Source organism: Pseudomonas sp. GD03842 (assembly GCF_029841165.1).
Classification (GTDB): Bacteria; Pseudomonadota; Gammaproteobacteria; order Pseudomonadales; family Pseudomonadaceae; genus Aquipseudomonas.
This window is the reverse complement of record NZ_JAOCEA010000007.1, coordinates 134,814-147,396: the sequence shown is the minus strand read 5'-3', so window position 1 is coordinate 147,396 and position 12,583 is coordinate 134,814. Positions and strand designations below refer to the sequence as shown.

The 12,583-nt window shown below is 62.8% G+C and carries 15 protein-coding genes; 5 read left to right on the top strand and 10 right to left on the bottom strand.

All coding sequences use genetic code 11. The annotated features are described in order from the left end of the window. The first annotated feature begins 80 nt into the window (after nucleotides 1-80). The 5 genes from N5D61_RS12245 to N5D61_RS12225 all read left to right on the top strand — a co-directional run bounded on the left by N5D61_RS12245 (nucleotide 81) and on the right by N5D61_RS12225 (nucleotide 3,600). Complete coding sequence (locus N5D61_RS12245) at nucleotides 81-1,085, top strand: succinylglutamate desuccinylase/aspartoacylase family protein (RefSeq protein WP_279892914.1); 1,005 nt, start codon at nucleotides 81-83, stop codon at nucleotides 1,083-1,085. A 139-nt stretch (nucleotides 1,086-1,224) separates the two neighbouring features. Further along, nucleotides 1,225-1,908: a GNAT family N-acetyltransferase gene (locus tag N5D61_RS12240; RefSeq protein ID WP_279892913.1), complete on the top strand. Its 684-nt coding sequence runs from the start codon at nucleotides 1,225-1,227 to the stop codon at nucleotides 1,906-1,908. A gap of 88 nt (nucleotides 1,909-1,996) precedes the next feature. Beyond that, entirely contained in the window at nucleotides 1,997-2,374 is a 378-nt protein-coding gene (locus N5D61_RS12235) for a hypothetical protein (protein ID WP_108238512.1), read from the top strand. 114 nt (nucleotides 2,375-2,488) lie between these two features. Beyond that, nucleotides 2,489-3,097, top strand: coding sequence for an SCO family protein (locus N5D61_RS12230; RefSeq protein ID WP_108238513.1), 609 nt, complete (start codon nucleotides 2,489-2,491; stop codon nucleotides 3,095-3,097). Then, nucleotides 3,097-3,600 carry a copper chaperone PCu(A)C gene (locus tag N5D61_RS12225; protein ID WP_108238514.1) on the top strand — a complete coding sequence of 168 codons (504 nt, stop codon included), beginning with the start codon at nucleotides 3,097-3,099 and terminating at the stop codon, nucleotides 3,598-3,600. Before N5D61_RS12230 ends, N5D61_RS12225 begins: the two co-directional genes overlap by 1 nt. A gap of 88 nt (nucleotides 3,601-3,688) precedes the next feature. On the opposite strand, the gene N5D61_RS12220 is transcribed toward N5D61_RS12225, so the two are convergent. The 10 genes from N5D61_RS12220 to N5D61_RS12175 form a co-directional block, all read right to left on the bottom strand. Then, nucleotides 3,689-4,963 (bottom strand): Nramp family divalent metal transporter, encoded by a 1,275-nt coding sequence (locus tag N5D61_RS12220; protein ID WP_218565105.1) that lies wholly within the window; start codon nucleotides 4,961-4,963, stop codon nucleotides 3,689-3,691. A 380-nt stretch (nucleotides 4,964-5,343) separates the two neighbouring features. Then, on the bottom strand, nucleotides 5,344-5,907 hold the full coding sequence (locus N5D61_RS12215; RefSeq protein ID WP_279892912.1) for a type 1 glutamine amidotransferase: 564 nt from the start codon (nucleotides 5,905-5,907) through the stop codon (nucleotides 5,344-5,346). Nucleotides 5,908-6,025: 118 nt separating this feature from the next. Continuing rightward, the gene (locus tag N5D61_RS12210) at nucleotides 6,026-6,361 is read right to left on the bottom strand and encodes a hypothetical protein (protein WP_108238517.1); all 336 of its coding nucleotides are present in this window, start codon (nucleotides 6,359-6,361) and stop codon (nucleotides 6,026-6,028) included. Between the two features lie 360 nt (nucleotides 6,362-6,721). After that, on the bottom strand, nucleotides 6,722-8,017 hold the full coding sequence (locus N5D61_RS12205; RefSeq protein WP_279892911.1) for a sorbosone dehydrogenase family protein: 1,296 nt from the start codon (nucleotides 8,015-8,017) through the stop codon (nucleotides 6,722-6,724). After that, complete coding sequence (locus tag N5D61_RS12200; RefSeq protein WP_108238519.1) at nucleotides 8,014-8,457, bottom strand: DUF2231 domain-containing protein; 444 nt, start codon at nucleotides 8,455-8,457, stop codon at nucleotides 8,014-8,016. The genes N5D61_RS12205 and N5D61_RS12200 overlap by 4 nt, the downstream gene beginning before the upstream one ends. A 210-nt stretch (nucleotides 8,458-8,667) precedes the next feature. After that, nucleotides 8,668-8,961, bottom strand: coding sequence for a hypothetical protein (locus N5D61_RS12195; protein ID WP_108238520.1), 294 nt, complete (start codon nucleotides 8,959-8,961; stop codon nucleotides 8,668-8,670). Between the two features lie 151 nt (nucleotides 8,962-9,112). Next, on the bottom strand, nucleotides 9,113-9,715 hold the full coding sequence (locus tag N5D61_RS12190; RefSeq protein WP_108238521.1) for a cupin domain-containing protein: 603 nt from the start codon (nucleotides 9,713-9,715) through the stop codon (nucleotides 9,113-9,115). 83 nt (nucleotides 9,716-9,798) lie between these two features. Then, nucleotides 9,799-10,509 (bottom strand): urea carboxylase-associated family protein, encoded by a 711-nt coding sequence (locus N5D61_RS12185; protein WP_279892910.1) that lies wholly within the window; start codon nucleotides 10,507-10,509, stop codon nucleotides 9,799-9,801. Between the two features lie 34 nt (nucleotides 10,510-10,543). Further along, entirely contained in the window at nucleotides 10,544-11,776 is a 1,233-nt protein-coding gene (locus N5D61_RS12180; protein ID WP_279892909.1) for a M20 family metallo-hydrolase, read from the bottom strand. Beyond that, nucleotides 11,773-12,579, bottom strand: a complete 807-nt coding sequence (locus tag N5D61_RS12175; RefSeq protein ID WP_279892908.1) for an amino acid ABC transporter ATP-binding protein — start codon at nucleotides 12,577-12,579, stop codon at nucleotides 11,773-11,775. Before N5D61_RS12175 ends, N5D61_RS12180 begins: the two co-directional genes overlap by 4 nt. Nucleotides 12,580-12,583 lie beyond the last annotated feature (4 nt).

Sequence of the window (12,583 nt, the reverse complement as noted above, 5' to 3'; positions counted from 1 at the left end):
GACATCTTTCAACGATCCACGCTGCCGACGGCCCAGGCGAGGCCCCGGTCTGCGTCAGCCATTGCCTGCTGGAGACTGATATGAAAACCCTTGAACACGTACGTGCCGCGTTGAAGCCTTACCCGATCGAGGTCGAGTTTCCCGATATTCGGCGATGGGAAGCCGGGACTCACGGCGTCGATTACGTGCATACCTTCGACAGCGGTGTCGCCGGGCCCCACGTAATGATCATGGCACTGACCCACGGCAACGAGGTCAGCGGCGCGATCACCGTGGACGCCTTTCTCAAGCGTCAGTTGCGTCCAATCAGGGGGCGTTTGACCCTGGCCTTCGGCAACGTCGAGGCGTACCACCGCTTCGATCGGCGCGACATCGACGCGACCCGTTATCTGGACGAAGACATGAACCGCGTCTGGCTGCCCGAGAAACTGGACAGCGACCAGGATTCGATCGAGCTGCGTCGGGCGCGGCAGTTGCGTCCCGTGGTGGAGACGGTCGACCTGCTGCTCGACATTCATTCGATGCATGAGGAAGCCCCACCGGTGATGATGTGCGGTGCTCAGCACAAGGGCCGCGCGTTCGCCGCGACCCTGGGGCTTCCGCAAACGGTGGTGGTCGACGCCGGGCACGCCAATGGCCGACGCCTGCGGGATTTCCAGGGGTTCGATGATCCGGCCAGCCACAAGAATGCGCTGCTGATCGAAACCGGCCAGCACTTCTCCCGGCGCAGTCAGGACGTGGCGCTGGACACCGCGGCTCGCTTCCTGTCGACGACCGGAGCGGTGCGGCACGAGGACGTCGTCGAATTCCTGGGGCCGGAGAATCCGGGGCCACAGCGTTTTCTGGAGGTCACCTGCCCGGTGGTGGCGCGGAGCATGGATTTCAGTTTCGTCGAGGACTTCCGTGGCCTGGAAGTCATCGAAAAGGCGGGGACCGTCATCGCCTGGGACGGCGAAACCGCCATCGTCACGCCCCATGACCACTGTGTGTTGGTCCAGCCTTCCTTGCGTCATCTCGGGGTGGGGGTAACGATGGTACGGCTGGCGAGGATCCTGGATGAGCAGCCGCCCCGGCTGACGTTCTGACGCCATGTGCTGAACGGACCGTGGCTGGGCAGGCCGTGCCGCATCGGTATACCGATGGTTTGGCCGGAACAAGGTATGATGCGCACGCTCGCCATCCATCAACGGGATGTCGGGCTGCCTTTACCGAAACAGGAATGCCATGTTCACCCTCACTCGCCTCGACACACCTCCACCGGAATTCATCGACAGCCAGATCATGCAGATGGTGGTCGATTACGTGACCGACATCAGCATGGTCGGCATTGCTCCGAGCAATCCGTTGTATCCGCTGTATCAATACGGCGTCGGGCATGAGGTGCACCAGTACCTGCAGGCCATGGACGGTTCGCGGGGGTTTCCGGTGGAGCTGATCGTGGCGCTGGACGCCGAAGACCCTTCGCAGGTTTCGGGCTTTCTGCTGTACCTGCCGACACAAGGCGATCCCGAGGCCTGTTCGGTGGCCTACATGGCCGTCAGGGCCGATCGGCGCCGTCAAGGCATGGCACGGGCGATGCTGGCAGACATGCAGAGGCGTTATCCCCACGCCGAACTGGCCTGCTTCGTTCACAAGGTGCCGTATTTCGAAGCCATGGGTTTTCAGGTGCTCAGAGCGCGTGGCCCGCAGGTGCTGATGAATACCCGGCACTATCAGAGCGAAGGGCAAGTGGCCGTGTTGGACACCGCGCCCATTTACACCTCCGTGGAAGTGCGGCAGATCCATGCCTACCTGCTCAACCAGCACGGAAAGCGGGCGATGACCGACGCGGAGAAACAGCGCGATCGGCACATGGACCAGTTGACCCGCCAGGCCCGCGTGTTCGTGCAGGAGCGCTTGGGACGCTGAAGCGTCCAACGGGCTGCGCGGTTTTGTCGCACCCGGTCATCATCCCCCCTTCCATGAGCCTGCCTGCGACGATGTAGAATGCGGCCCCATGAAATTCGTTCGAACTCACCAACCGCTCATCGCCTGGATCCTGTACGGCTTCATCCTGTTCAGCGGGATGGTGTGCAGCCTCAGTCATGGGCAGATGCTGCGCGCCTTCAACCAGTTGCCGCCCGGTGTCGATTGCAGTGAGCACCACGCGGTGGCGGGGCAGTCGGATCTGGCCAGCATCGGTGAGCATGCCCAGTTGATGAAGCTGTCGATGACCGACTGCGCGTTCGCCGGCACCGTGGCGCTGGCGGTGGTGTTCTTCCTGGGTCTGGGGCGTTGGGCGCGTAGACCCAACGCATCGATGCCGCGTTCGGACCATCGTCTACGCAGGCCGCCCCGAGACGCTTTCCCCGGGTGGGCACCCCAGGCGCCCTGAACCTGCCGCCGCGCTTGCACGCCATTTAGCGTCATCCTGCGTGCCCCGTTCTGAAGGGGCAGCGGGGTGGTCAAAGGTCGGCATCGACGCCGACCGCTTCAGAGAGTTCGTCACATGAATCAATTATTGACCCGTCGTCAGGTGCTGGGTGGCATGGGCATCGTCGGCCTGGGCCTTCTCGCAGGCTGCGATGGTTCCACCACCGCGCTGAATTTCAAACACGGCAAGGATCTGAGCAACGAAATCCGCGGCCGCACCTTCAAGCTCACGGACACTCAAGGCGAGGTCAAGACCTTGTCCAGCTTCCGTGGCTTGATGCCAATGGTGTTCTTCGGTTTTACCCAGTGCCCATCGGTCTGCCCGACCGCACTGGCGCGTGCCGCGCAGATCAAGAAGATCATGGGTGAGGACGGCCGAACCCTGCAGGTGATCTTCATCACCGTCGACCCTGAGCGTGATACCCCGCAGATCCTCGACGCCTACGTGAAGCAGTTCGACCCGAGCTTCGTCGCCCTGCGGGGGACGCTTGAACAAACGCAGCAGGTCGCCAAGGAGTTTGGCGTGTTCTACGAAAAGGAACCGATTGGCGACACCTACACCATGTCCCATACCGCCACCAGTTTCGTGTTCGATTCGCGGGGTAATCTGCGTCTGGGGCTGTCACCTTCGCTGTCCGCCAAGCAATGCGCGGAAGATTTGCTCACTGTCATGGAGGTCTGCTGATGACCGGTTTGTTTTCATCCTTCGTTTCCGGCCGTGCCGCGCGCCGCGCTTTGGCTGTGTCGTTGTTGGCCGGAGTGAGTCTTTCCGCCATGGCCCAGACCCGCGTGGAGGATCCCTGGGTGCGCACCACGGTACCAGGGCAGCCGTCTTCCGGCGCTTTCATGCGCATCACGGCGCAGACCGACAGCCGCTTGCTGAGCGTAGCGTCGCCGGTCGCCAGCGATGTGCAGGTGCATGAAATGAGCATGAGCCATGACGTGATGCGCATGGGCCCCGTGGATTCGGTTCCGCTGCCTGCGGGCAAGACCGTGTCGCTCGATCCGGACGGTTATCACGTCATGCTCATGGGCTTGAAGGGGCAGATCAAGGAGGGCGACCAAGTGCCCCTGATCCTGACCATCGAAAGCGACGGTGGCGTGCGGGAAACCCTGCAGGTCAGCGCCCCAGCCCGGTCGATGCACGATGCGATGAACATGGGGCACGATCACGGCGACAGCCATTGAGCGCAGCGTGAACGCGGACGGCGGCGGGCACTGCACACGCCTGCCACCGCCCGCGTGTCGAACGCTGTCGAGGCCCCGGGGCTCGACGTCAGTCCGAGAACATCCCTAGCAGCAATACGCCGTTCAAGCCCACGATGAGCAAGGCGATCGCCCACGCCAGGGCGGTCAGCACCGGCCCCGTGACGAAATTGCCCATCAGCTTGCGGTCCGAGACGAAGTTCACCAACGGAATGATGGCGAAAGGCAGTTGCATCGATAGAATCACCTGACTCAACACCAGCAACTTGGCGGTGCCCTCCGCGCCGTACAGGCTGGTGATGACAATCACCGGGATGATCGCCAGGCCCCGGGTCAGCAGCCGCCGCACCCAGCCGGGCAGGCGCATCTTGAGAAAACCTTCCATCACGATCTGCCCGGCGAGGGTGGCCGTCACGGTCGAATTGATGCCGGAGGCCAACAGCGCCACCGCAAAGAGCGTTGAAGCAATGCCGACCCCGAGCATAGGCGACAGCAGGTGATAGGCCTCCTCGATTTCCACCACATCCGTTTTGCCCGCCTTATGAAACACCGTGGCGGCGGTGATCAGGATCGCCGCATTGACGAACAACGCCAGTGTCAAGGCGATGGTGCTGTCGGTCACTGACCAACGCAAGCCGAGACGGCGGCCTGCTTCAGTGCGCGGATAAGCCCGGGTCTGGACGAGGGAGGAGTGCAGGTAGAGGTTATGGGGCATGACGGTGGCGCCGATGATGCCGATCGCCAGATACAACGCCGCCGGGTTGGTGACGATTTCGGCCTTGGGAATGAAACCGCCCAATAGCTCGGCCATGTCAGGCTGGGCGAGCACCATCTGGATCGCGAAACAACTGAAGATGATCAGCAGCAACGCGATGACGAAGGCCTCCAGGGCGCGGAAGCCTCTGCCCATGAGCAGGAAGATCAGAAAGACGTCGACCGCCGAAATGACTGCGCCCCACACCAGGGGAATACCGAACAGCAGATTAAGGGCAATCGCGGTACCAATGACCTCGGCGAGGTCGCAGGCGATGATGGCGATTTCGCAGGCCAGCCACAACGCAATGCACACCGGACGGCTGTAGCGTTCCCGGCAGGCGCGCGCCAGGTCCCAACCGGTGACGATGCCCAGGCGAGCGGAAAGGGCCTGCAGCACGATGGCCATGAGGTTGGAAAGCAGGATGACGGACAGCAACAGGTAGCCGAACTTCGAGCCGCCGGCCAGATCGGTTGCCCAGTTGCCAGGGTCCATATAGCCCACGGCAACCATGTAACCGGGCCCGGTGAATGCCAGCAGGCGCTTGAGCCAGTTGCCCGTCTTGGGCAGAGCGACACTCGCGCCGGGCATGCCGCCACCCAGGGTGTCATCGCCGGGTTCGGCCCGGTGTTTGATCGGCTGCATTGCGTGTCTTCCGCTCAGATAAAGCTGGTCAGGCGCTCACGCATTCAGGCTGAGCGAGTGGTTCGATGGGGAAACGTCATGGGGTTGATCCGAAGACGTTTGAGTCCTCCTCGCGTTTAGTCAGGTCGCTGCTCCGTTCCGCGGCGAGAGCCCAGTACGCCCCAGGGATCTCCGGAGTGCCCGCGGAACCGGCAGAAGCCGTTGCGACTATCGATGTCGACTGGCGTCGGTGAGCGTTGGTTTCAAGTATTTGCTACGCCAGCGGACCGGCTGCAACGACCGTCAGGCCGCTGCAGCTTCGCGCCGCGCAGGTCGCGCCGCACAGGTCAGGCGGACTGGAGCGACTTGGCGATGGCTTCGCTGAACGCGGGCAGGTCGTCCGGATTGCGCGATGTGATCAGCGTCCAGCCGTTGGCACCGCATTGTTTGACCTGTTCATCGACCCATTCGGCGGCGCCGGCGTTGAGCAGGTCGGGGCGCACGCTCGGGTAGGAGGTCAGGGTCTTGCCTTTCACCACGCCAGCGTCGATCAACAGCCAGGGGCCGTGGCAGATGGCAGCGATGGTCTTGCCCGAGCTCGCAAAGTCACTCACCAGGCGCTGTGCGTCGGCGTCCTGACGCAAGGTGTCGGCATTGACGGTGCCGCCAGGAATGACAAGTACGTCGTATTCACCGGCAGACAACCCGGCCAGACGGGTGTCGGACGTAACGCGGGTGTCCTTCTCGGTGTCCTGAACGAAGGTCTGGGTTTCTCCACCCTCGATGGAAGCATGGGTGACGGTGGCGCCCAGGTCCTTCAGCGTGTTCAAGGGTTTGAGCAACTCGTCCCGCTCGATGCCAGTGTTCGAGGTGATGATCAGGACTTTTTTGCCAACCAATTGCGTGCTCATGGTGTGTCTCCTCTGATTGAACCGTGACCCGACGAAACGGGCGTTGTCGGATTTCAGAGGAAGGGGCAGAGGTGAAGTTCACCCTGATTGCATCACCGGTGTGCTGAGCCGTGCCAGCCTACAGGCAGTCGCGGGCGGCTTTTTCCAGCGCGCTCTGCCCGAAGGCCGATGCCAGCGGGGCACGCTGGTACAGAAATACCCGCGTATTGGGGTTGCCTTTGAAAACCTCGAGGATGTCGTCCTGCGCGACTTTGCCCGAGACCAGCAATTTGTAGTGGCCTTTGCTTTCGGTCAGGGTCGTTGAAGGTTTCAAAGCCTGCCATTTGGGCAGGACGCATTGCGCATAGTCGCTGGCGGTCTTGGGCGTTTCCAGATCGACAGACGGGTTGTTCGGGGTGGAGCCGCAGCCGGCGAGTGACAGGGCCAGTGCGCTTGTCAGCAGTTGAATTCGCATCTCTTTCATCCTGAAAAATAAGGGGCGCATCAGGAACACGCAAAGGTGAATAACGCCTGTCCACGGGTGTCAGGCATGACTATTCCGCCAGTGTTCTACAGCGATCGATGTAAGAGGGGGGCATCGTTATCGGATGCAGGAAGTGCGCTCATTGGCAACCCTGGAGTGCCCACCTTCAGTGTTTGGCGCGTATGTTGACGAGGTCGCTGGAAAATGAAAAGAGCGTCCAGGAAATATCTTCGGCGGAGGCGTTTGCCGACCGATCCTGAACGCTACAGGGGCGCGGGATGCCTGTTCGCCCCGACCGGCTTGCTCAACGATCATCTGGCTGTCGAGAGCAGCCGGCCAGGGTAGGTCCTTTTACCGATTGCGCGTGACCCGCCAGACGGTGTTGGCCAGGTCGTCAGCGATGATCAACGCGCCGCGAGGGTCGACCGTAACCCCCACGGGCCTGCCACGCGTCTTCCCGTCGGCCCCCCGGAATCCTGTGGCGAAGTCAACTGGCTCGCCGGTCGCCGCGCCGTTGTGGAAGGGTACGAACACCACCTTGTAACCCACAGGATTGTCACGGTTCCAACTGCCGTGTTCGCCCACGAATGCTCCGTCACCGAACGCGCCACCCATGGCAGGCGTGGAAAAATCCAACCCTAGCGCGGCCACGTGTGAGCCCAGGCTGTAGTCCGGTTTGATGGCCGAGGCGACCTTCGCCGGGTCTTGTGGCTGGGCACGGGTATCGACGTTCTGGCCCCAATAACTGTACGGCCAACCGTAGAAGCCGCCTTCGCGAATGGAGGTCAGGTAGTCGGGCACCAGATCTTCACCCAGCTCGTCACGTTCGTTGGCGACCGCCCACAACCGCTCGGTGCCCGGCTGGATTTTCAAGGCCGTCGGATTGCGCACGCCGGTCGCGTAAGGTTTGTGCGCGCCGCTGCGGGCGTCGATCTGCCAGATTTGCGCGCGGTCCAATTCGACGTCCATCCCGCGCTCGGTCACGTTGCTGTTGGAGCCAATGCCCACGTACAGCGTCTGACCATCCGGGCTGATGGCCAGTGACTTGGTCCAGTGGTGGTTGATCCTGGACGGCAGCTCGGTCACGGTCGTCGGGGCGGCGCTGGCCTTGGTCTGGCCTTCGGTGTAGTCGAAGCGCACCAGAGCGTCCTGATTGGCCACATAGAGCTTGCCTTGCGCGTACGCCAGGCCGTAGGGCGCGTTGAGATTCTCCGCGAACACGGTGCGCAGCTCGTACTTCCCATCGCCATCGGCATCACGCAGCAACGTCAGGCGGTTACCGCCTTTGACTTGCGTGTTGCCCTGGGCCTTGATGTAACCGGCGATGACGTCCTTGGGGCGCACCTTGGGTGCATCGGCACCGCCACGACCTTCGGCGATCAGAATGTCGCCATTAGGAAGCACCAGGGTCTGCCGTGGGATGCGCAGGTCCGTGGCAATGGCCGAAATGCTGTAGCCGTCGGGAACCGTGGGTTTCTGATCGCCCCATGGCGCCGGCTCGGCGATTTTCATGCTGGGCAGCAGACCGCGTTCGGCCTGCGGCATTTTCGGGTCGGCACCGTGGGTCTGGACCGTGTCTTTCTCACCCCCACATGCGCTCAGCAGCAGCGCCGAACTCAGGGCTGTCAAAACCAATGCGGATTTCATTGCGCACCTCCCACGCGGGTCGCGACCGCGTTCGGACGAGAAAAGCCGATCCAGGCGGACGCAGCCGCGAGCACCGCCACGACCACCGACAGCATCAGGCCCGTTGGCATCACGGCCCAAGCGTCCTTGGCGTGTTCGAACGCATTGATCCAACCCAGTGCCCATGTCGCCAGCAGCACCAGGAAATACGTCATCGGCTGCCCCGACTTCGGGGTGGCGCGCAGCAGGTTGATCAACGCGAACAGCAGCGCCAGGCCACCGAGCAACATGCCACCGGCAATCAACCACGCGGCAAAGTTGCTCCATTGAATGAGGTAGGTGTTGTAGTAAGCGATGTCACTCAGTACGGCACCGAGAAACAGCGCAACGGTGCCTCCCAGCAGGATTGAGTGCAGCGGGCCGGGTAGGCGTCGGTAGGGTAGCAAGGCGGTATCGGTCACGATGGCTCCTTATCGTTCAGTCACCTCGGGCAGGGTCGGCGCGAAGACGCCACTCCCACTTGCGCGGACTGCGCGATAAAACTGATCGTGAGCTCAAAGCGATAGTTCAAAGAGATTGCCACGTCGGGCAAGAGGCTGCGTCGATCGATGCCTGGCCGACTCGGGGTTCGAGGAGCCCGTGCCTGCCAGGCGTCGATTCAGGCGCCGCTGTCAGCTTCCGGAGCTGCCTGCGCCCGAAGGGGTCTTGTTGCCAGGGCTCGAGTTGCCGCCACTTCCGGCTTCCCCTCCGGAGCCCGGCAGGGCCGTGCCGTTGGTATTAGCACCGTTGGTGCCTTCAGGACGGGAGGATTTGTCGGAGTGGGTCGAATGGTCCGTCGACGGCGCGCTCATGGTGCTTTTGGACGTGTCACTCGATCCGCTGTCGTTGGTGGCGGCCATCACCGGCAGCGACAGCAGGCAGGTCAATCCGGTCATCGCGACCGCGTAGCTCAGTTTCTTGTTCATGTCGTACGCCTCGTTCACACAGGGCAGATAAGAAGATGGCTGACGGGGCCGCCAGCCGCTCCTGCCATGTGACCCGGCGCCGTACGGGGCTGATCGAAGAAAATGAAATCGGGGCGATAAACGGTCATGTGCGATCGGTGCGCTAAATGAATCAGAACGTCGCAGGGGTGTTGATCCACAGGATGCGCACGACCCGATCCGTCGCATTGCGATAACCGTGAGGCACGCTGCTGGGGAAATGGAAGGAATCGCCTTCATTGAGCGTGTAGGTGGCTTCGCCGAGCGTCAGGTCCAGGCTGCCTTCGATGATGTAGCCCATTTCTTCGCCCGCATGCTCGATCATTTCACTGACCATGCCTGGCGAGACGATGTGGATGTCGCCCTGCAGCAAGCCGCCTTTTTGCGGGTGGGTGATGCGCTCCAAGTCGATATAACCCTTGCGCGCTTGAGCGAAACGGCTGACCTGACGGGCACCGGCGCGCAGCACGGGCTCTTCGGACACCCACTCTTCCGAGGTCAGTTCCGACACGTTGCTGCCCAGGGCGATGGCCAAGCGGTGCAGCATGGCAAGGGAAGGCGATGCGGTGTCGTTTTCCAGTTTGGAAATCAGGCTTTCCGAACAACCAGCGGCTTCTGCGACCTGCTTGAGGGTCAACCCGGCGACCTTGCGGGCGTGGCGAAGGCGGACGCTCAAGCTGGGCAATCCCGCTGAATGCAGAGATTTGGGGGCTGGCGGATGGCTGGCTTTGGACATGCATTCCTCGATGAGCACAATCGCATGAAGTGGGCGACAGGCATCCTAGGGGGACGGATGCCTGCCGTCTACTGGGGGGCTGATCAGGCGTGAACCGAGAAGCTCACCTCGACCGGGTTCAGGTCGTTGATCGGCACGATGTCCTGCGGGCACGCGGACATCACCACGACCACGTCCATGTTGGCGCGGATCTCGACGTAGTCGCCCGCTTTCGAAACCGGCGGCAGCCACTCGATGGTGTAGTCGGGTTTGACCGGGATGTTCATCCACAGGTTGAACGGTTGCGGGACTTCGTGGGAGCGCAGGCCGATGGCTTGCAACGCCAGGCGCATGTTGTCGGCGCAACTGTCGTGGTAACCCTCGACGCCCAGGTTGGTGTAACGGTGCAGGTCGCACGCAGCGATCAGCGTGTCGTGGATACCTGGCGAGGTGTCGGTCAGCAGGGTGCCGATGGTGCGGCGGCGGTTGCTGAACAGCTCGTCACCGACCTTCGGAATGATGCCGTTGATGTGGGCGCGGGCGTGCTCCATGGACAGGAATTCGCTCATGTCCTCGCTGTTGAACAGCCAGGTGTCGCAGACCTGGGTGCCGTGGGTGTTGACGATCTTGATCACTTGCCCGGCCTTCAGGCGCACGGCGCGGCCGCAACGGGCGGGCACCGTGTAGCGCTGGTCGAGGACCGGGGTGCCGTCCGCCGATATCGGCTCCTGCAAGGTTGCGTTGATGCCCAGTGAAGCGCCGTTGTCGGGCTGGCAGCAGGCAGGGAAGTCATGGCTGTGGGTAATGGGGTTCATCTGGGTTTCCTTATGTCTTGAATCAGCGTTCAGTTCAGGGTTGTTCAGCCAGTGCAACCAGGCTCCAGGCGAGTGCCCGGACGCCCGCTTCCAGTTGCGCGGGTTCGGTGTATTCCAAGGGGTTGTGGCTGATGCCGTCGCGGCTGGGCACGAACAGCATGGCCGTGGGGCAATGCTCAGCGAGGTACATGGCGTCGTGGAACGCGCCGGAGCGGATCGGCTGCCAGGCCAGACCCGTGGCGTTGCAGCCGTGTTCGAGCACTTCGATTACCCGGCTGTCGAAGGTGGTCGGCGCATGGTCGAACAGACGCGTCAGTTCGGCATCGCCGGGCAGGCACGCGCCCAGATCGGCATCGAAAGCATTGAGCACCGCCGGGTCGGAATGCCGAAAATCGATGCTGAAGGTCACTTCGCCGGCGATGGTGTTGATCGCGTTGGGATGAACGTTCCAGCGTCCGAACGTGAGGCGCTTGTTCTCGCCGGCCAGCCGCTCGGCCAATGCGTCGATGGGGCCGAGCGCGGCGGTCGCCATCAGCAGGGCATCGCGGCGCAGCGCTGTCGGCGTGGTGCCAGCATGGGCCGACGCCCCCCGGCAGCGCACCTGGTACCAGCGCACGCCCTGAATCCCGTGTACGACGCCGAGCGGGACACCTGCCTGTTCCAGGACCGGGCCTTGCTCGATGTGCAGTTCGACGAAGGCGTGCGTCGCGATTTTTGCCCGATGTGGCAAATCGGCGAAGCGTTGCGCGTGGGCATCGAGTGCGGCGCCAACAGTGACACCGGCGGCGTCCTGGTGGCCGCGATAGTCCGTCAGCCGTGCCGGCTCGACATAGGCACTGGAACCCATGGCCCCTGGGCTGAAGCGGCTGCCTTCTTCGTTGGTCCAGACCACCAACTCGATGGGGCGGAGGGTCTGAACGTTCGCATCGGTCAGCGCATGAAGGACTTCCAGTCCGGCCATCACGCCATAACAACCGTCCAGCGTGCCGCCGGTGGGTTGGGTGTCGATGTGGCTGCCGGTCATCACCGGCGGCAGGTCCTCGCGGCCTTCGCGGCGGATGAACAGGTTGGCGCAGCCATCCGTCCAGACCGCGCAGCCGAGCTTTCTCGCTTCGGCAATCAGCCAGGCTCGGGCCTGAAAATCGTCTTCCGAGAGTGCCTGGCGATTCATCCCGCCGTGGGTGCCGGGGCCAAAGGTGGCCAGAGTGTCCAGCCAGTGTTGCAAGCGCGTGGCCGACACGGCTTGCAAGGTCTTGTCAGCGATCATGGGATGACCTGCGCGCGAGGGGTGAGGCTGCGGTTGAACCACGGTTTGAGAAATTGCTGCAGACGCTCGGTCTCCGGGGCGTTGAACAGCGGTTCGGGGGCGCCGGTCTCGACGATGCGTCCGGCCTCCATGAAGACCACCTGTGACGAAATCTGCGCCGCGAAGCTCATTTCGTGGGTCACCATGACCATGGTCATGCCGTCGTCGGCCAGGCTGCGAATCACCTGCAGCACTTCCTCGACCAGTTCCGGGTCCAGTGCCGACGTCGGTTCGTCCAGCAGCATCAGACGGGGCTTGACCGCCAGCGCTCTGGCAATCCCGACCCGTTGTTGCTGGCCGCCGGACAGCCGGGCAGGGTAGGCGTCGGCCTTGGCGCTCAGGCCGACCCGACCCAAGGCCAGATCGGCCAGGCTGCGGGCCTCATCCTTGCCCATCTTTTTGCCCAGCACCAAGGGCGCCATGACGTTTTGGCGCACCGTCATGTGCGGCCACAGGTTGAATTGCTGAAACACCATCGATACCGGATGGCGGACTTCGTCGACCCTGGCCTCGCTGTCACAGTCAGCGGCCGCGCGCCCGGTGCCGCTGTAGCCCAATAACTGGCCGTCGATCCAGACTTCGCCTTCATCGTAGCGTTCCAGAAAGTTCATGCAGCGCAGGGCGGTGGTCTTGCCCGAGCCAGAGGGGCCGATCAGCGAGACGATTTCTCCGGGGGACACCCGCAGGTCGAAGCCGCTGAGCACGCGATGGGCGCCGTAGGATTTGCCGACACCGCGCAGCTCGAGAAGGGGCAGGTTACTCATCAGG